This is a genomic window from Thalassolituus oleivorans MIL-1, assembly GCF_000355675.1.
Lineage (GTDB): Bacteria > Pseudomonadota > Gammaproteobacteria > Pseudomonadales > Oceanobacteraceae > Thalassolituus > Thalassolituus oleivorans.
In genome coordinates, this window is record NC_020888.1 from 3,275,519 (window position 1) to 3,294,437 (window position 18,919).

At 46.9% G+C, this 18,919-nt stretch carries 15 protein-coding genes; 6 read left to right on the top strand and 9 right to left on the bottom strand.

All coding sequences use genetic code 11. From position 1 onward, the window contains the following. Positions 1-16: 16 nt before the first annotated feature. The gene (gene tnpC, locus TOL_RS15055) at positions 17-1,627 is read left to right on the top strand and encodes an IS66 family transposase (RefSeq protein ID WP_015488225.1); all 1,611 of its coding nucleotides are present in this window, start codon (positions 17-19) and stop codon (positions 1,625-1,627) included. Between the two features lie 372 nt (positions 1,628-1,999). On the opposite strand, the gene TOL_RS19350 is transcribed toward tnpC, so the two are convergent. After that, positions 2,000-2,251, bottom strand: a complete 252-nt coding sequence (locus TOL_RS19350) for a hypothetical protein (RefSeq protein ID WP_015488226.1) — start codon at positions 2,249-2,251, stop codon at positions 2,000-2,002. Between the two features lie 172 nt (positions 2,252-2,423). Between TOL_RS19350 and TOL_RS15065 the strand changes: the two genes are divergently transcribed. After that, positions 2,424-2,666, top strand: a complete 243-nt coding sequence (locus TOL_RS15065) for a hypothetical protein (protein ID WP_015488227.1) — start codon at positions 2,424-2,426, stop codon at positions 2,664-2,666. Between the two features lie 83 nt (positions 2,667-2,749). Beyond that, complete coding sequence (locus TOL_RS15070; protein ID WP_015488228.1) at positions 2,750-3,607, top strand: hypothetical protein; 858 nt, start codon at positions 2,750-2,752, stop codon at positions 3,605-3,607. A gap of 321 nt (positions 3,608-3,928) precedes the next feature. On the opposite strand, the gene TOL_RS15075 is transcribed toward TOL_RS15070, so the two are convergent. The 4 genes from TOL_RS15075 to tcmP are packed head-to-tail and all read right to left on the bottom strand — an operon-like array spanning position 3,929 to position 6,885. Next, the gene (locus TOL_RS15075) at positions 3,929-4,510 is read right to left on the bottom strand and encodes a hypothetical protein (protein ID WP_015488229.1); all 582 of its coding nucleotides are present in this window, start codon (positions 4,508-4,510) and stop codon (positions 3,929-3,931) included. After that, on the bottom strand, positions 4,507-5,232 hold the full coding sequence (locus TOL_RS18525; protein ID WP_015488230.1) for an AHH domain-containing protein: 726 nt from the start codon (positions 5,230-5,232) through the stop codon (positions 4,507-4,509). Before TOL_RS18525 ends, TOL_RS15075 begins: the two co-directional genes overlap by 4 nt. A gap of 46 nt (positions 5,233-5,278) precedes the next feature. Further along, a complete protein-coding gene (locus tag TOL_RS15085; RefSeq protein ID WP_015488231.1) occupies positions 5,279-6,010 on the bottom strand; it encodes a phage Gp37/Gp68 family protein in 732 nt (243 codons plus the stop codon). Between the two features lie 2 nt (positions 6,011-6,012). Then, positions 6,013-6,885: a three-Cys-motif partner protein TcmP gene (gene tcmP, locus TOL_RS15090; protein WP_015488232.1), complete on the bottom strand. Its 873-nt coding sequence runs from the start codon at positions 6,883-6,885 to the stop codon at positions 6,013-6,015. Between the two features lie 287 nt (positions 6,886-7,172). On the opposite strand from tcmP, the gene mutS reads away from it, so the two are divergent. Both mutS and fdxA read left to right on the top strand, forming a co-directional pair. Continuing rightward, positions 7,173-9,749, top strand: coding sequence for a DNA mismatch repair protein MutS (gene mutS / locus TOL_RS15095; protein ID WP_015488233.1), 2,577 nt, complete (start codon positions 7,173-7,175; stop codon positions 9,747-9,749). A gap of 178 nt (positions 9,750-9,927) precedes the next feature. Beyond that, positions 9,928-10,251 carry a ferredoxin FdxA gene (gene fdxA, locus TOL_RS15100; RefSeq protein ID WP_015488234.1) on the top strand — a complete coding sequence of 108 codons (324 nt, stop codon included), beginning with the start codon at positions 9,928-9,930 and terminating at the stop codon, positions 10,249-10,251. 53 nt (positions 10,252-10,304) lie between these two features. Here fdxA and moeA read toward each other — a convergent pair whose 3' ends face one another. The 4 genes from moeA to ettA form a co-directional block, all read right to left on the bottom strand. Next, on the bottom strand, positions 10,305-11,552 hold the full coding sequence (gene moeA, locus TOL_RS15105; protein ID WP_015488235.1) for a molybdopterin molybdotransferase MoeA: 1,248 nt from the start codon (positions 11,550-11,552) through the stop codon (positions 10,305-10,307). Further along, positions 11,549-12,220 (bottom strand): fumarylacetoacetate hydrolase family protein, encoded by a 672-nt coding sequence (locus TOL_RS15110; RefSeq protein WP_015488236.1) that lies wholly within the window; start codon positions 12,218-12,220, stop codon positions 11,549-11,551. The genes moeA and TOL_RS15110 overlap by 4 nt, the downstream gene beginning before the upstream one ends. Positions 12,221-12,320: 100 nt before the next feature. Then, positions 12,321-12,680 (bottom strand): PilZ domain-containing protein, encoded by a 360-nt coding sequence (locus tag TOL_RS15115; RefSeq protein WP_015488237.1) that lies wholly within the window; start codon positions 12,678-12,680, stop codon positions 12,321-12,323. A 162-nt stretch (positions 12,681-12,842) separates the two neighbouring features. Further along, positions 12,843-14,504 carry an energy-dependent translational throttle protein EttA gene (ettA, locus tag TOL_RS15120; protein WP_015488238.1) on the bottom strand — a complete coding sequence of 554 codons (1,662 nt, stop codon included), beginning with the start codon at positions 14,502-14,504 and terminating at the stop codon, positions 12,843-12,845. Between the two features lie 149 nt (positions 14,505-14,653). On the opposite strand from ettA, the gene TOL_RS15125 reads away from it, so the two are divergent. Continuing rightward, positions 14,654-18,835 carry a sensor domain-containing protein gene (locus TOL_RS15125; RefSeq protein WP_015488239.1) on the top strand — a complete coding sequence of 1,394 codons (4,182 nt, stop codon included), beginning with the start codon at positions 14,654-14,656 and terminating at the stop codon, positions 18,833-18,835. The last annotated feature ends 84 nt before the right edge of the window (positions 18,836-18,919 follow it).

Below are 18,919 nucleotides of genomic sequence, written 5' to 3' on the forward strand. Positions count from 1 at the left end.
GGTATAATCCAACCCCATGAAAACACCACCGGCTGATCACTTACCTGACGATATTGTTGCGCTAAAACAACAGCTTTTAGCGCAGAGTCAGTTATTGCAATCGCAACAAAATCAGTTGGAGAAAAAAGAACAATTAATTAGCCAAAAGCAATCACGTATCCAGTTTTTGGAAGAGCAGATCATTCTGTTTAAACAGCGTCAGTTTGGTAAAAGCAGCGAGAAGAGTGATCAGCAAGCCGAATTGTTTGATGAAGTCGAACATGAGAATGATGCCTCTGCTCCTGAAATCGCAGAGTCCATTGATGCAGAAGTGAGCACCGCAGAATCAGCCTCTGATGCTGTATCGTCTGCGCCTAAAAAAGCCTCCGGCCGTAAACCTCTGCCTGCGGTATTACCGCGAGTACGTATCGAACACGATCTTGCTGAAGTCGATAAACGTTGTGAATGTGGCTGTGTAAAAACCTGCATCGGTGAAGACACCAGCGAACAACTGGATATTATTCCTGCTGTGGTTCAGGTGCTCGTTCATGCCCGCAAAAAATACGCGTGTAAGGCCTGCGAAAACGGCGTGCACATTGCTGAACTTCCGAAACAACCGCTTCCTAAGAGCAATGCCAGCCCAGGCTTACTCGCCCACATTGCGGTTGCCAAATATCAAGACGGTTTACCTCTCTACCGGATGGAAACCATTTTCAAACGAATGGGCATTCATTTACCGCGTAACACCTTAGCCAACTGGATGATCAAAAGCAGTGAATGTCTGCAACCGCTCTATAACCTGCTGAATGATCAACTTCTGGATAGCGACTACATCCACATGGATGAAACTCGGGTGCAGGTGTTAAAAGAACCGGATAAAACGGCCGAAAGTCTCAGCTACATGTGGGTCCGAAAAACCGGTGATCGAGAACATCCCATCATCTTATTTGATTACGCGAGTAGTCGACGTACAGACGTTGCAGCCTCGCTATTAGGCGACTATCAAGGCTACCTGCAAACTGATGATTACGCGGGTTATCACCGAATTGGGCAGCAAGAAGGCGTCACAGCATTAGGCTGCATGGCTCATGCTCGTCGTAAATTTATCGAGGCGCAAAAAGTCAGCCCTAGCCTAAAAGGCAAAGTCAGCAAAGCCGACATGGCGATCACCATGATCAAAGGGCTGTACGCCATCGAAGCCAGCATCAAAGACCAAGCAGCCGAACAAAAATATCAAACTCGACAAGAAAAAAGCCAACCTCAACTCAACAAACTCAGAGCTTGGCTGGATAAAGCGTTGCAACAAACCCTGCCAAAAGGAAAAACGGGGGAAGCCTTAGCGTACCTCGATAAAAACTGGGACAAACTCACGGTATACATCAGCGATGGCCGACTGAATATAGACAACAACCCAGTCGAAAATGCCATCCGGCCGTTTGCGATTGGACGCAAAAATTGGCTGTTTAGCGATAGTCAACGTGGTGCAAAGGCCAGCGCCATGCTGTACAGCATAATAGAAACCGCCAAAGCGAATGGACTCGAACCCTACGCGTATTTACGTACGGTACTGACGCGATTGCCGCACTGTGAAACGGTGGAAGATATTGAAAAACTGCTGCCGGAAAATATAGAGCTGGCGGTTATTTAATTGGTAGGTGGGGTTGTTTGAGCGCTTACTTCATAAAAAGATAATTAGGCGATTTATAGTTTCATTACAACCATAACTACCGCAAGAACTCCTACTAGGTCGAGCAAGGTATCCATCTGATAACCAAACTACTTTTAGGATTTAGGTATTCGTGCGAGAGCACGCGACGAGGAGGTCAAATTAATAGTATTGGGAGGTGACTGTATCTACAGATGTAAATTAGTAAGCCGCCCTGTAGGAGCGATTCAACGAACGTTTTTTGTTCGTAATCGCGAAGGCGGTGATGGTATCAATAACGTATCGGCACTGCTCGCTTCGCTTCCCTGAGTACCTCCTACACATTCCTAAGTAGTTATTTCATCGCATACATACTTAACTGCGCTGGGCTTTCTTGGTCATTGGGCTGATCTGCCCTGCTTCTAGATATTCATCACCAGTAGCAAGCCATACTTTGTAGTCAGGAAATAACTTCATTATTTCTTCCAGCTCTTCTGTTCTCATGACTTTGGTGTTTCGTACGGTGTACCATCGTCTTTCTTTGATCTCTGTAGCCTCTTGCAACCACTCAGCTGTTAACCTCTCCGCATCCCAAATCGCAATAAATCTATCAATTATTGAATTCATATAAATAAAATCAATTACATTTTATATGAAAATGGTTGCATATAATATGTAATTACCGTAAGTTTAGATGGTCGGCTACTGCCATAGCCGGTTTGATAATCATGTAACTGAACATCCTAGCACGAAAGCTGAGCAGTACAGATAGCTGCCGCGTGTTGGAAGGGAGTCCTAAATGAACGCTAGCGCCATTCGCATGTTAAGTCCTCTGCGTTGTCTGCCAGATCAATCGCCTGTTTCTCCTGTGGGCCTTGATCTTGTATTGGCGGAATACCAAGCAGCCTTCATTAAAGAATCCGTTTGTCTTCCTGAATTAGCGTTGCGCTACCTGATTTTTTTAGTGGTATCAGATGCCGATATTAAACAAATTTCATCGTTTGTTTATGCACTTCGGCTTGAATTAAATAGCGTGTGTTAGCCATGTTTTAAACGTTGGGCTTTAGCCAAAGTAGCACCCGCAGTATGAGTGCTGCTTTGGCTATTTTTTCACGAGCAAGGATCATGCTTAAACTTCTTTCTGCAACGCGTAAGCACCCATTTCTGCCGGAATTAGATAACCCGCAAGCCGTATTTATGGATTTATCCAGTTCGCAACTGGTATTTAATGTACCGGCTGGTAACGAATGTGAACGACGCTATAAACCGCTAGCAACACCATTAATTAGCGAGTTCGATATTTATAACCAACGTGGCTACGAATTCACTCACGAAGGATTCAGTACGGCGTGTTTGTTTCAACGCGACTTGGATTTTTTCTCCACACCCTCTGGCATTAAAAGTATTGGCACGATTAGCGTATCGGTCGCTGTCGATCAGGTTAACTGCCTACCCAACGGTATGACCTGCTTAAACCCAAACCACTTTGAACAAGTCATGCTGCGATTACTGCACCGCCTAGGCCCAGGCAATCCTGGCTTTTGGAAGAAAATAGCGCCAGTAAACTGGAAGGTATTTTGCCGCAACGAATCGACTTTCGTTATGTGCGAAATGCGCAACGACCTAGACGCGATATTAAGGCCAACGCCTTACGACGCTATGCAATACACCAGCTTGGTAATGACTGCACTGGACGAACAACATCTTCTAAGAATTATGTTTCATAACACCGGCTACGTGCCCGACGCATTCGCCGCAAAAGTGCGTGGGCAAATTAGCCGATCAATCAAACTCAATTTAAATGAAGACGTAAAACGAAAACTAAGCGCCAGTAAAAGCAAATGGCCTAATGCAAAAATATCGGAATACCGCGAACCGGAGAATTGGGCCTACCCTAAATGGCGCCGAGAGTTTAACGACATCGGCGAACCTAAAATCGTTGTCGCCAAACTCGGCAGCCCAGCGCCAGAGTTGAAGGTGTAATCCATTTGGGATCTTGATGGGGGAGATGCTTGATATTGTAGGAGCGAAACTTTTTCGCGAAGGCGTCGAGATTGGAAAATTGGCGTTGATTATATTCTTGGTGCTCATCGCGAAAAAGTTTCGCTCTTACAAATTGGTCGCGACTACGAACAAACTCAAAAGAAACTGATTTTAATTGCTCGATATCTTGGCATTACATAAAAGTATGCCTAATAAAATTCGAAGTAACTATTCGCTAATTGGCACATCTAAAATCGAAGCCCTCTTTAATCCGCTAAATAATAGAAGTGGCACCGCATTATAAATAGGTACGTCCACTTCTCAGACAACCAGAGAATCAAATGCCAAACCTTTCAATTCATACTCAGCGACAATTTTCCTGAAGCGATCACCACAATATAGAAAAGCGCAGTTATCAAAATCTGATTTAAATACAACTGGGTCGTTATCTCCAAATTCAAAACCTAGTCGCTTTATACTAATTGGCATCCCCCCCTGATACTCCCACTCGCTTAATTCAGGATCTGCGTCTTTCTTCGTCAAGCAGTTAAAAATCCAGCATGGTTGTTCTTCATTGAGAATACGAACGGGGAGTAATTCTCCGAATTTTCCTAACAGGTCACCAAGTAGTCGATAAGCCTTTGGGGTTAACACTAAAGCAGCACCTGCTGGCCAAATCGTGATATCAGGAATCTCAGGGGATTCAATATCTTCATTGGCTACAAATGTAGTTTCAATATCCGGCCACCAAGCTTTCATTTTTGTTGAGCGACGACTAAATTCCATAATGTCATCAAATTCGAGGCCTAAATCACGCGGAGCACGGCGAATGATATCTAGAGGGTCGAGCGCTAACATAGAGTACAGATAATCTCTGTATGAAAGGCGATAAAACTTACTCATACCGTATTTCCCGATTTCATTTTTTGAATAGCAGTTTTAGGCTCATTCTGCTGCATGATTCGTCCTACAACCTGAAGCTGCGTCTTGATCTGGTCTTGATTTGTCATAGCAGAAATACGCTCCCAGAGAAGATACTCATAATCATGGTTGTGGTACTTCCGATGACCTCTTGATTCTGGCATCGACCAATGAGGTGCTGAGCAGTCTTTACATAACAAATAGATGCCATTAGCAGGATCGTTGATGCGCACACCATAGGTATGTAATCGAATCCGAGTCATCCGAGTTAGCGCAGGAATTTTCCCCTTTCCTGGGCATATATGATGAGCTGAATGCTCAGCGCTTGGTTTAGGAATCCCTTCAGCGGCCATATTGCGTTCAAGATCTGCAGTGGGATGGTGCCCTTCACTCATCAGCATATCGAACGCATCCGCTCGACTCCACATATCGCTATTATCGTTCGTTGCTGCCATTCCTTGTGCGCGATACTCTAGTAGCTGATCTTGAATCTGAGATATCGTACTTAGTTTAGCCCGTTCACGAGCGAGAAAGGCAATCCCGTCAGCCACTGCCTTTTTTCGATCTGCTTCGACCATGGAGGTTGAACTGACCGAATAAAATGCTTTCAGGTTTCGCTCATGCTCATCTAGCGCAGCTTCAAATGCACTTTTCTCATGTGCAAACTTAGTAATCCGCACACCATTGCGGTATTCGAGTTCCATAATATTCCCTTATTCATTACCAGTAACGCCCTGATTTTCTGTGGTATCAAACAGCAATTGCTGGAATCATGTCCCAAATCTGGCCATCCAATAAACGACCATTCGCCTTTTTATTTCGTTGAATACCATCAACACCCCATGCCCCCCACTGCTTGAAGAAAAAATCAACATCCGCAGATAAACATTGGTTACGAATATTCAACGCCCACGATTCCATCATGGGACGAGCTCCAAAACCCGATTCACCACCAACAATGACCCAGTGGATATTTTTTAGGTTTAATTGCCCCAGATCTTCGAGCAAAGGCTCAATAGAAAGAAAGCGAGTATCAGCTTTGATAGCTGCCAAGTCTTTGATGCGAGGCTTGCCGTACTTTCTATCTTCAACTGAAACGCCCAACCATGCATTATCTGGAACATCGCGAGTCTCAAAATAGCGAAGCATATTCTTACTGCGCTTGGTTAGTATCTGATAAGTATGATGCGGCGTCTGACGAATAACATCCATCACCTGATCAATGAAGCTATCAGGCACTTCCTCTTGAAACAAATCACTCATCGAATTCACAAAGTACATCGTCGGTTTACGACGCTGCAATGGTTGCTGGAGGCGCTCTGGCATCAGACTCAACTTAAAACCATTGTCATAGCCTGCAGCACCCATAGCCTTAAGGCGCTTAGCCATTACCTCGGCATAGCAGTGTTTACATCCGGGAGAGACTTTTGTACAGCCAGTCACCGGATTCCAAGTCTGCTCAGTCCATTCAATTTTGCTCATCGTCAATCACCAAAATTCTTTTTCAATATGTGTTTAGCTACTCTATCGGCGAGTCCATGTGCTCTAGGGCTTTTGTTCGAGACAGCGAAATAAAATAGAAATAATGGACTCCCTTTATTTTTCAAAACGGTAGGTTCAGCAACGTAAGGAAATATCTGCTTAAGCCTCTCAGTAACCCATTGTTGTAATTCTCGCGAGTTTACCCGCTCAATCGGTAGCTCTTGATCTAATTCATCAAAAAGGTCTTGAATGACAGGTACTTCGCACTTTTTATATAACGCCTCTTCCCACTCACTCGTTCCTAAAAGCCTATCCAGAGTACTTTTCCATTCGGGTTTTACTTTGGCGCCATCCTTAGGAGTCATTCTAAGAATTACCGATAGTGGGAACAAAAGCCACAAATCTATTTTTTGAGAATTAGCAACGTGGCTAAGGGTATCCCAGTCTAACTGGGTGCTATATGGATCTAGAAACAGTATCGCTCTGTCGTCAGGCCCTAGTGTATTGCAAAACTTGGGAACAAAGCGATTGGCATCTAATTTACTTACGCGAATATTGCGCTCAGGAAACTCCTTCCGAAGTTCATTTAACGCCTCAACATGTTCAGGGTTTAAATCATTAAAATGATACTGGTAAAACCCTGGATCAACACTCAACGCTGTCAGAACAGAGCCACGAAAGTCTTCATTTGGAATTAGAATATTTTGCTCACCATCAATAACAGGATCGTGAGAGCCAGTACCTGCAAAAGCATCCGCGTAATGCAGTTTAAACGGCATATTTTTTAAAGCAGTTGTATAAAATTTAAGATATTCATCCAAAATCACAAGTTTCTTTCGAGTCCACACTCCACCAAACTTATGTTTAACTACCATGTCAAAGTTCCTTCTCAATATCCCTAACCAATTTAGTCAATATCCAGCTCAGACGATAACGTCTATATATGACTAACTTTCATACTAATCGGGATTATCTGCTGTATCAATTCTAGTAAGCAAGTAGAATACCCTTTACTTCATTGACCCATTTATTAGAGATCACATCTCCCACACCAGATTTCTGTATCAGTCTCCTTTCCAGTACAATCTCGCTCCAGTTTGTACATCCATTAGCACGATCCCGTTAACCACGCCCGTAATCGAATCAGAAGGACACGCACGACATGAGTCAGGCCAGCGCCCATACCCCGATGATGCAGCAATACCTCAAGATTAAGGGGGAGTTTGCGGATACGATTCTGTTCTATCGTATGGGCGATTTTTACGAGCTGTTCTTTGATGACGCTAAGCGCGCGGCGCAGTTGCTGGATATCACCTTAACCGCGCGTGGTCAGAGCGGTGGTAAGCCAATTCCGATGGCAGGTGTGCCTTATCATGCGGCGGAAAACTACATTGCTAAGCTGGTGCGCCAAGGGGTGTCGGTAGCGATTGCTGAGCAAATCGGTGACCCCGCCACCAGTAAAGGGCCGGTTGAGCGCAAGGTAGTGCGTATTCTTACGCCGGGTACCCTGACCGACGAAGCCTTTCTGGATGAACGCCAAGATAACTTATTAGTAGCGCTGTGTTCATCCAAGCAACGTCATGGCTTAGCGGTATTGGAAATAAGCAGTGGTCGCTTTACGGTAATGGAGGTCGATGGCGAAGCAGCGCTGTTAGCCGAAATTGAGCGCTTACGCCCTGCCGAGTTATTGCTGGCCGAAGATCAAGATATTGCGGATGAGATAAGTGAGCGCGCGGGCAGTAAAATGCTTGCGCCGTGGCATTTCGAAAGCGATACCGCGCTGCGTTTATTAACCGAACAATTAAAAACTCGCGATTTACGCGGCTTTGGTTGCGAAGGTATGACGGTGGCAATTCGCGCCGCCGGTGCCTTGTTGCATTATGCCCAAGATACCCAGCGCAATAGCCTGCCGCACATACGTTCGATTGCGGTTGAGCAAGCCAGCGATGCCATTATTATCGACCCCGCCAGTCGCCGTAATTTAGAAATCGATATTAATCAAAAAGGCGATTCGCTTTATACACTCGCATGGGTGATGGATAAAACCGCTACAGCAATGGGCAGTCGCTTATTACGTCGTTGGTTAAATCGACCGCTACGTGATCGCGCACTACTGCAACAACGCCAAGGCTTAATCGCCCAGTGTTTGCAACATTATGCCTGGGAAGATTTACACAAAGCCTTACGCCAAGTAGGCGACGTTGAACGTATTTTATCGCGTGTGGCGCTGGGTTCTGCCCGCCCGCGTGATCTCGCACGCTTGCGCGATGCGTTAACCGTGATTCCGGAAATTCGCCAGCATTTAAGCGGCCTAGATGGCGAGCTAGCCGCAGGCATTGCTAAGCGTGCGCCGGAGTTTCCGCAATGGGTTGAGCGCTTAACGAAAGCGATTATTGAAAACCCACCCGTGATTATTCGTGATGGTGGCGTGATTGCCGAAGGCTACGATAGCGAATTAGATGAGCTGCGTTCACTGAGCGAAAACGCGGGCGATTATCTAGTTAAGCTAGAGCAAGAAGAGTTGGCGCGCACTGGCTTAAGTACGTTAAAAGTCGGCTATAACCGTGTGCATGGCTATTACATCGAAATCAGTAAATCCCAAGCCGAAAAGGCACCGGTCGAATACATTCGTCGCCAAACATTAAAAAATGCCGAACGATTTATTACTCCAGAATTAAAAGCATTTGAAGATAAAGCGTTAAGTGCCAAAAGCCGTTCGCTCAGCCGTGAAAAATTTTTATACGAAGAATTATTAACCGCACTGGCCGAGGATTTAATTCCACTGCAAGTCTGCGCTGCGGCACTATCGGAGCTGGATGTTTTGGTGTGTTTTGCCGAGCGTGCCGATAGCCTGCGTTTAACTCAACCAGAGCTGGTCGACGAAAGCCGCTTGGAAATTATCCAAGGTCGTCATCCTGTAGTGGAAAGCTTAATTACCGATCCATTTGTTGCCAACAATACGTCGCTGACGAATGATCGACGCATGCAGATCATTACCGGCCCAAACATGGGCGGTAAATCGACCTACATGCGTCAAGTCGCGGTCATTACTTTGCTGGCTCATGTCGGCAGTTATGTGCCCGCAGAATCGTGCCGACTCGGGCCGATTGATCGTATCTTTACCCGTATGGGGTCAGCAGATGATGTCGCCGGTGGTCGTTCGACCTTTATGGTAGAAATGACCGAAACGGCCAATATTTTACACAATGCCACGCGCGACAGTTTGGTATTGATGGATGAAGTCGGTCGCGGCACCAGCACCTTTGATGGCTTGTCTTTGGCTTGGGCGGCTGCCGCGCATTTAGCCGATGAGACCGAAGCTTTCACCCTGTTCGCAACCCACTACTTCGAGATGACGGCCCTGCCCGAGCAGCACCCAACCGCCGTTAACGTGCATCTTAAAGCCACCGAACATGACGAGCGTATTATCTTTATGCACTCCGTCGAAGATGGTCCTGCGAGTCAGAGCTACGGTCTACAAGTTGCCCAACTGGCGGGGGTTCCAGCTACGGTTATTCAACAAGCGCGGGCGCAATTGCAACTTCTTGAAAAAGGCAGTCACGACCTAGCGGCACCAGTTAAAACCACCAGCAAAACAGCGAAAGTGTTGCCACTGCAAAACGATTTATTTGCGGCCGCCCCCTCGATTGTGGAGGAGAAATTGGCGGGCATTAGCCCTGATGATTTATCACCTCGGCAGGCGCTTGAACTGCTCTATCAATTGAAAGGGCTGCTCTAATTCGGTAAAACCGATAAGACATTCTCGGATTATGGCGATAGATAACCGTTCAAATCCGAGGATTGACCTTGCTCCCAAGCCACTAGCTACCTAGAATAGCGGGCTTAATTATAGGTGAATATTAAATCGCCAACTGCCGACACCGTTTCGGCCTGCGCCGTAGATTAGGAGAGAACGCATGACCTTCGTTGTGGTTGATAACTGTGTGAAGTGTAAATACACCGACTGTGTTGAAGTATGTCCAGTTGATTGTTTCTATGAAGGCCCGAACTTTCTAGTTATTCACCCAGACGAGTGCATTGATTGCGCCCTGTGTGAACCAGAGTGCCCAGCAGAAGCGATCTTCTCGGAAGATGAAGTACCAGCGGGCCAAGAGAAGTACATCGAATTGAACGCTGAATTGGCAGAAGTATGGCCAAACATCACCGAACAGAAAGACCCAATGCCAGATGCGGCAGAATGGGATGGCGTTCCTGATAAGATGGAACACATCATTCGTTAATATTGTTATTAACGATGCCTACAAAAAGCGCCTAACTCAGGCGCTTTTTTGTTTTAGGCTAACCATTCGTCGAACACCTCTACGGTTACGGTTTCACCTGCTGTTACTCGCCCACGTTCTTTCTCCAGCACGATATAACAGTTGGCTTGGCTCATCGAACTGAGTACACCTGAGCCTTGCGCGCCCGTCGTTGCGACGACTAACTGCCCTTCTTCATTTGGCTTAGCAATAGCACGCTGATAATCCGTTCGACCGGGCGATTTACGTAAATCGGTTAGCGTAGTTGCATTAAAACGCAGCGGCTTCGCTAATGTTTCACCCGCCATTGTGCGCAGCAAAGGCAAAGCAAGCTGATGTAAAGTGACTAAAGCCGATACGGGATTGCCCGGCAAGCCAATAAACCAACTTGAGGGTAAGCGCCCAAACGCAAACGGCTTGCCCGGTTTAATCGCTAACTTCCAAAAATTCAGCTGCCCCAATTCCTCTAGCACAGTGCGAGTTAAATCCGCTTCGCCCACCGACACGCCACCGGACGTAATCACCACATCGGCTTGTTCATCTGCTTGGGTAAACGCAGCACGCAAGGCCATTAAATCATCCGCTACGGCTGGCATAGTAATCAGCTCGACGCCCAAGCGCTGTAACATAGGCGTCAGAGTAAACGAATTACTTTCGTAAATATTACCCGGTAGCAACGGCGTTCCCGGTGGTTGTAGTTCATCGCCCGTGGTCACCAGTGCAACTCGTAACCGACGGACAACAGTCACGGTGGCGATACCAATGCTGGCCAACAAACCGCAATCCGCAACGCGTAAACGGCGACCCGCAGGTAAGATAGTAACAAGCTTGCGGATGTCTTCACCGGCGCGACGTATATTCATGCCTTCGTTCAATGCCACACCCGCAGCAAATACTACGGAATCGCCGGTACGTTGCGCATCTTCTTGCATCACTACTGCGCTTGCACCTTGCGGTATTGGCGCACCCGTCATAATGCGCACAGTTTTACCCTGCGCTAGTGCCTCTATATACGGATGACCTGCTAAAACCGTTGCAACGATCTCTACTGGCTGCGTCACATCGCTAAGATGATGCAGCGCGTATCCATCCATCGCCGAGTTGTCGTGTGGCGGTACATTGATAGGGCTAATGACATCCGCGGCTAATACTCGACCATGAGCTTCACTTAATGGAATAGCTTCTGTTTCGGTCAGCACTGAAATGGTTTCTAACAAATATTGCAGCGCATCTTCAATCGGGGTTAAACCGGGTTTGTTGCAATGATCTTGTGTTTGCTTCATGCAGGATCAAGCCCTTTAACGTGGGTATTCACCACCAGCCAATCTTGCAGATGCGCTTCAAGTTCATCGCCGACCTCTAAAGGACCAACACCTGCTGGGGTGCCAGTCATAATGACGTCGCCGGGGTTTAGGGTGAAGTGACGAGACATGCGAGCGATCAGTGCAATAATTGGGAACAACATAGCACTGCTATTGCCCTCTTGCTGTACTTTGCCATTGCGGATCAAACTGATTTCAATATCAGCCCAGTCTTCAACTTTGTCGGCAGCGATAAAATCACTTAACGGGCAAGCGCCATCAAATGACTTAGCGATTTCCCACGGTAAGCTCTTGGCTTTTAGCCCATCTTGTACATCACGCAGCGTTAAGTCTAAGCCGATGCCTACGCCAGCAAGACTGGCTAGAACCGTTTCTTCACTCGCATTGCTGAGTGTTTCACCGATCAATACGGCAATTTCGAGTTCATGGTGCACCGACCCCATGCCTTGCGGCACTGCGAATACAGGACCCAAAGCGCACGCTGCATCAGCGGGCTTAATAAATAAAATGGGCTCAGCAGGTACGGGATTATTTAGCTCAGCAGCATGAGCGGCGTAGTTGCGTCCAACGCAGACAATTTTGCCGACGGGGGATGGATAGATATGCTGCTCAAGTCGCGGCTGAAACATAGGAGATTCCTACTGGTAAGGAGAGCTTCACTATATCGTTCGAGCATGACAGGCGCTAGACAGTCTTATGACTCTGTCTGTAGTTTTTACCGCCTCACAACTATTCTGGTGTACGAATTAGCTCTGAGAGTTCGCGATTAGCATGAGATGGGATTTCAAGGTTTTCTTCCAATAACCGACGTAAAGCGGTGAGGTTATCAATATCCATCGAGTCACAGGCACAACCGACAACATCGTCATCAAGATGAACAAGAAAACAGTTCATAATAATATTTTCGCCATCAGCCAAACCTAATGTCACTTTGAGTGGTTGCTCTAAGCGCCATGTCACGTGCTCAGGCAAGACCAGTAAGATGCCGCGCAAGCTAACATCGAGGCAATAGGTCTCTAAAATTTTGCCTTCGCTTTCCACTTGTACACGCTGGAAGAAATGAACGCGTTTAAACTGGCGTTGTTCCATGATGATTTCCTGTAGAGTCTGTATACAGGTTTAGACGTTTTAACGCAGATCGCAACTGCTAAGCGACGACTCAATAAGACATTCGTCACACTGCATTATAAAATTAGCGGAAACTGCCGAGTTTTACCTCGGCAATATTTCCGTCTAGGCCAATCGACTGAATTAAGCGAGACGCTTGTATTTCATTCGTTTCGGCTGAGCATCATTACCCATGCGCTTTTTACGGTCTTCTTCATACTCAGTGTAGTTACCCTCAAAGAAGGTCACTTGCGAGTCGCCTTCGTAGGCCATGATATGAGTAGCAATACGATCCAAGAACCAGCGATCATGCGACACCACCATTACCGCACCAGGGAATGCCAACACGGCTTCTTCGAGTGCACGTAATGTTTCGACATCCAAGTCGTTGGATGGTTCGTCGAGGAGAAGTACGTTAGCCCCTTGCTTTAAGGTGTACGCCAACTGCAAACGTCCACGTTCGCCACCGGATAAATCACCAACACGCTTCTGTTGATCGCCACCTTTAAAGTTAAAGCGACCAATGTACGAACGGCTTGGATATTCTTTGCCGTTAATGTTCAGCATGTCACTACCATCCGAGATGGCTTCCCATACGGTTTTCTTATCGTCTAACTCGTCGCGCAACTGCTCAACAAACGCTAGCTTAACTGTTGAACCTAACACGACCTCACCGGAATCAGGTTGTTCACGACCCGCGATCATGCGGAACAACGTCGACTTACCCGCACCGTTACCACCGACGATACCGACAATTGCGCCAGCCGGTACGGTAAAGCTCAAGTTATCAATCAGCACGCGGTCACCATACGACTTAGTAACATTGTGGAATTCGATAACCTTGTCGCCCAAACGCGGGCCTGGTGGAATATAAATCTCGTTGGTTTCGTTACGCGTTTGGAATTCGCGTGACGATAACTCTTCAAATGCAGCCAAACGTGCTTTGCTCTTGCTCTGACGACCTTTAGCGCCCTGACGCACCCATTCCAATTCGTGCTTAACCGCACGAGCGTGGGCATCTTCTTGTTTTTTCTCGGTCTCTAAGCGTTTTTCTTTTTGCTCTAGCCAAGTGGTGTAGTTGCCTTCATAAGGAATACCATGACCACGGTCGAGTTCTAGAATCCACTCGGCACAGTTATCAAGGAAGTAACGATCGTGGGTAATCGCCACCACAGTGCCTGGGTATTCATCAAGGAAACGTTCCAACCATCCCACAGACTCGGCATCCAAGTGGTTCGTTGGCTCGTCCAATAACAGCATGTCTGGTTTCGACATTAATAAGCGGCACAAAGCGACCCGACGACGCTCACCACCTGAAAGCTTAGTAACATCCGCATCCCATGGTGGTAGACGCAAAGCATCGGCAGCGATTTCCATCTGACGATCAATATCATGACCCCCGGACGATTCAATAATGGCTTCTAAACGCCCCTGTTTTTTTGCCAGTGCATCGAAATCGGCATCCGGTTCAGCATAGGCGGCATAAACGGCATCGAGTTCGGCTCGCGCATTCATTAGCTCGCTTAAGCCATCTTCGACGTTACCTTTTACATCCTTATTAGGATCCAATTCCGGCTCTTGTGGTAGGTAGCCAATATTCAGATCAGGTTGTGGCCTAGCTTCGCCTATGAAATCTTGATCAATTCCAGCCATAATGCGCAGCAGACTTGATTTGCCCGAGCCGTTTAAACCAAGTACGCCGATTTTAGCGCCGGGGAAAAAGGATAATGAGATGTCACGTAAAATCTGTCGCTTGGGCGGTACAATTTTGCCAAGACGATTCATTGTAAAAACATATTGAGCCATAGCTAAGGTCCTCGAATCGATTTGCTGGCAAAGCTACTGAAAAGCCTCGCACTTGGCAATCGCTAATACGCGGGCATGGCCGCCAAGCGCTACGAAACTTACGACTTGTGTCTATAATGAAGGATCGAATAACAGCCAGACAGGTAACCATGCTTTCTAGTATTCATGATGTAACGGAGAACGAGCAAAACCTCAGTACTTCAACCAGTGTGAATTTGCCGCTGTTTCTTCTGAGTTTTATCTTCTTGGCGGTGGTTCTCGGTTTCAATGCTTTTCAACAATGGCAAGAGGATGAACGGCGTTTTGTCGAAGACGTTCATCGCACCCTCGACAACTATGCGATGCAAGCAGGACTACTTACCCGCGCAGGCTTACATGCCAATAACACCTTGGCCCGCAGTTACAGTGGCTTTCTCGAACAATGCATAACATCTCCTGCAACGGTTGATAAAGACGAACTCTGGGGACATATCAGTGCCGCCATATTCAACGCGACAGGCTTCTTTTTAACCTCCACATCCGGCGATCTCCTTTTTCAGTACGGCCAGCTGATGGGGGATAACGAAATTCAAGATATCGACGAGCATCTAAGTCGAGCAGATTATAAATCGACGGTTTTTTCACTGCGTTACGGTCACATGGGTGGCTATTACATAGCAACGCCATTCAAGAGCGCCAGTAGCGAATACATTCTGATTAGCCGCCGCTCATACAGCAACCTTTCGGATATTATTTATAACGGTCGTTTTCCTGGCTTCGAAATGCTCTTGGTTGAGCGGGACAGCAACAAGGTATCCATTCGCGAGAAATATTTTGCCAGCACCGGCAGTCGGCCAGTGCTAACCGCTGATGAACAAGCAAACATTATTTATTCAACCCCTGTGCCAGCAACAAGCTGGAATGTCGCTGCCCTGCCCGTTCAAGGTTATGAAAATCAGCAGTTGTGGGCAAGGTTGCGTAACCCTCTGATCTTTCTTATTGTCTTTGGCTTGATATTAGTGGGCCTGTGGCATTTTTTACGCCATCAGGAACGCCAAGTTGCACACTTACGCGCACAGCGCCGCTACATAGAACGACGCGCCGACAGAGCGTTGAAGTCGATTGATGAAGCGCTGATTTCAACCGATGTGCTAGGCACCATAAATTACGTTAACCCCAAAGCTGTTGATATGCTGGGCTATCAAAGTCGCGAAGATATTATTGGGCGGCAACTGGGCGATCTATGGTCAGACCAACAAGCCTTGTGGAACCGCGGCTTGGACATCGAAGAACTCAACACATTACAAGATAGCGGCCGCCAACTTAATCTCATACAAAAAGGCGAGGCTAGAATTCTCGAGCAAAGCTATCACCCACTTTATGAATACAACAAAATTACCGGTATTGTTTGGCTACTGCGCGATGTTACTGAAGCCGTTAAAGCCAAAAGTGCACTTGAAGAAAGCCGTACTCGCTACAAGGCACTATTCGAAGAAGCAGGAATAGCTCACTGTTTATTGGGTTTAAAAGATTTCACCAACGATGTCCTCAATATCGATATTATTGACGTCAACGAAGCCGCGTTGCAGTTAGCAGACGCGAGTGACAGATTCGAGCTGGAAAAACACTACGCAAATCATACCGATGATTTTAAACCTCTCCTGACAGCCTTGCAGCACGCTCGCGATTTAAAACTAACAAACACTGAATTCGAAATGACGCTGCATACCATGAGCGGCGAGCTACGCCATATATGGGCCAATCTTAGCTTACGTTCTGGTGCTGACGGTCAAGCGCTGATGACCTTAGTCGATGTGACCGACCGTAAAAATGCCACTGAGCAAATTCGCGAACGTGAAAGCTTCTGGGCGCACGTCATGGATTCGATGCCTGACTTGGTGTACGTCATCGATCTCGATGACACCATGCGCCAGCACATTGCCTTTAAAAATCGGGCTATCTCCGAGATTTTGGGCTACCCAAACACCCCAGAGTTTACTGAACGCAACTGGCTGTCATTCGCCGATCCAGAAGAAGTACCGCATTTACATAAAGCTCTAATGCACATACACAAAATGCAACCCGGTAGTACCCGAGAGGGCACAGCTCGATTCCTGCATGCAGACGGCAGTATACGTATTCTTAAGTTCCGTGATTCGCCGTTTGATACCAAAGAAAATGGTGAAATTGTGCGCTATGTCGGCACCATTCGTGATGTCACTGAAGACGTTGAGAAACAAGAACAGATCGTTGAAAGCGAACGCCGCTATCGACTGCTTGCCGAAAATATGAAAGACATCGTTTGGGCGACCGACGCTGAGCTTAATTTTAATTTCGTCAGTAGTTCTGTCACCCGCGTTCTAGGATATCAGCCCGACGAACTCTTGCGTGACGGCGTCAACACTATATTTACCAAGGCCGACATCCGCACACTGTTTAAAATGATGCGCCATCATGTACAGCTAGCGATTCGTAACCCCGTAGGAACACAACGCCGCAACGCCATGATTCGACAAGACATGGTTGCAACCAGTAAAACTGGCAGTGAGATCAAGCTCGAACTGCAAGCCAGCTTATTGTGGAATGACAATGGCGAACTGCAAGGCATGCTCGGTATTTGCCGTGATGTCACCGAATCGCGGCGCATAGAACAAGAGCTGCAATTGGCCGCCGAGGTTTTTGAAAACAGCAACGAAGCCATCTTAATTACCGATCGTCAGTTACGAATCGCCAATACCAATAAATCATTCACCCATATTACTGGCTATAGCCAACAGGAAGTGATCGGTCAGACACCAGACTTCTTGATTTCATCAGAACGCCATAACACGGATTTCTTCGAACAGATCGGTGAATCCTTAGTTGTGGATGGCTACTGGCAAGGTGAAATTTTTTACAAGCGTGTGAACAATGATATTCGCACCGGCTGGGCTGGTGTCAGTGCTATTCGCGATCATAATCATGAAGTGCAAAGTCTGATTATCATTATGTCGGACATCACAGAACGCAAGGTTATTGAAGAACGCATTCATCGCCTCGCCTACTTTGATCCACTCACGGGTCTACCGAATCGCAGCCAAATGCATGAGCGCTTAGAAAGTATGCTCGCGAGTGCTCGCGAAAGGGAAGGCAGTGTTGCTTTGTTGTTTATTGATCTGGATCGTTTCAAGCCGATTAACGATTCGATGGGCCATCCCGCTGGGGATCAGGTTCTGAAGCAAGTTGCCTTGCGCCTAAGCAACTGCGTGAAAAAGCAAGACATGGTCTGTCGCATGGGCGGCGATGAATTCACCATTGCCGTGGGTGAGCAAAGCGATAATGAAGCCGCTGCAGATACAGCAGTGCGTATTGGCGAACGCATTTTACATGCACTTAATCGCCCATTTTTGCTCGGCCAGCGCGAAGTATTCATCAGCGCCAGCGTTGGTATTGGTATCTATCCTAACGACGGCGGTAGCGTTATTGAATTATTGAAAAACGCCGACATGGCGATGTACCACGCCAAAGATATGGGCCGCAATAACGTTCAGTTCTTCAACGCGTCGATGAATAAAAAAGCAGTGCAGCTGCTTGAACTCGAAAACGACCTGCGCCACGTACTAGCTCGACAAGAACTTGAGCTGTATTTCCAACCACAATATGACGCCGCTAGCGCTTCTCCGGTTGGCGTCGAAGCCTTATTACGTTGGAATCACCCATCGAAAGGTATGATAGCGCCGGGAGTATTTATTCCGATTATCGAAGATACCGGCTTAATCGTGCCGATTGGCCAGTGGGTATTAGAGCAAGCTTGCTTACAATTCGCTGATTGGAAAGAAAAATACAATATCGCTCTCGAGCGAGTCGCCGTAAACGTATCTGCGCGTCAATTTAAACAAGACAATTTCCTTGAGTTAGTAAAAGACGCCATCTTTAAATCCGGCCTGCATCCGCGCCAACTCGAACTAGAGCTGACAGAAAGTATCTTAATGGACGATGTCGCTCACACCTTAGAAACGCTCAATGGTTTACGCCGCCTAGGGGTTAAAACCGCCATCGACGACTTCGGCACTGGGTATTCATCGCTGAACTATTTGAAGCAGTTCCCCGTCGATACGTTGAAAATCGACCGTTCATTCATCCAAAATTTACCGACTAATACGGATGATGCGCAGATAACACGAACGATTATTGCTATGGGCCATAATCTCGGTATGGGCATCATTGCAGAAGGCGTTGAAACTTCAGAGCAACTCGAATTTTTAGTAAAAGCGAAGTGCGAAGAAGTACAAGGGTTCTTCTTCAGTAAACCTATTCCTGAACGCGAATTACTCGAAATGTTCGAAATTGAAGTAGATCAATCGGCAACTTGAAGATAGATCATAATGATTGTGATCCATCCTCAAGTGCCACGAGCCGCAGTTTGCGTTAGAATGCCGCCTTTCAGATTACTACCT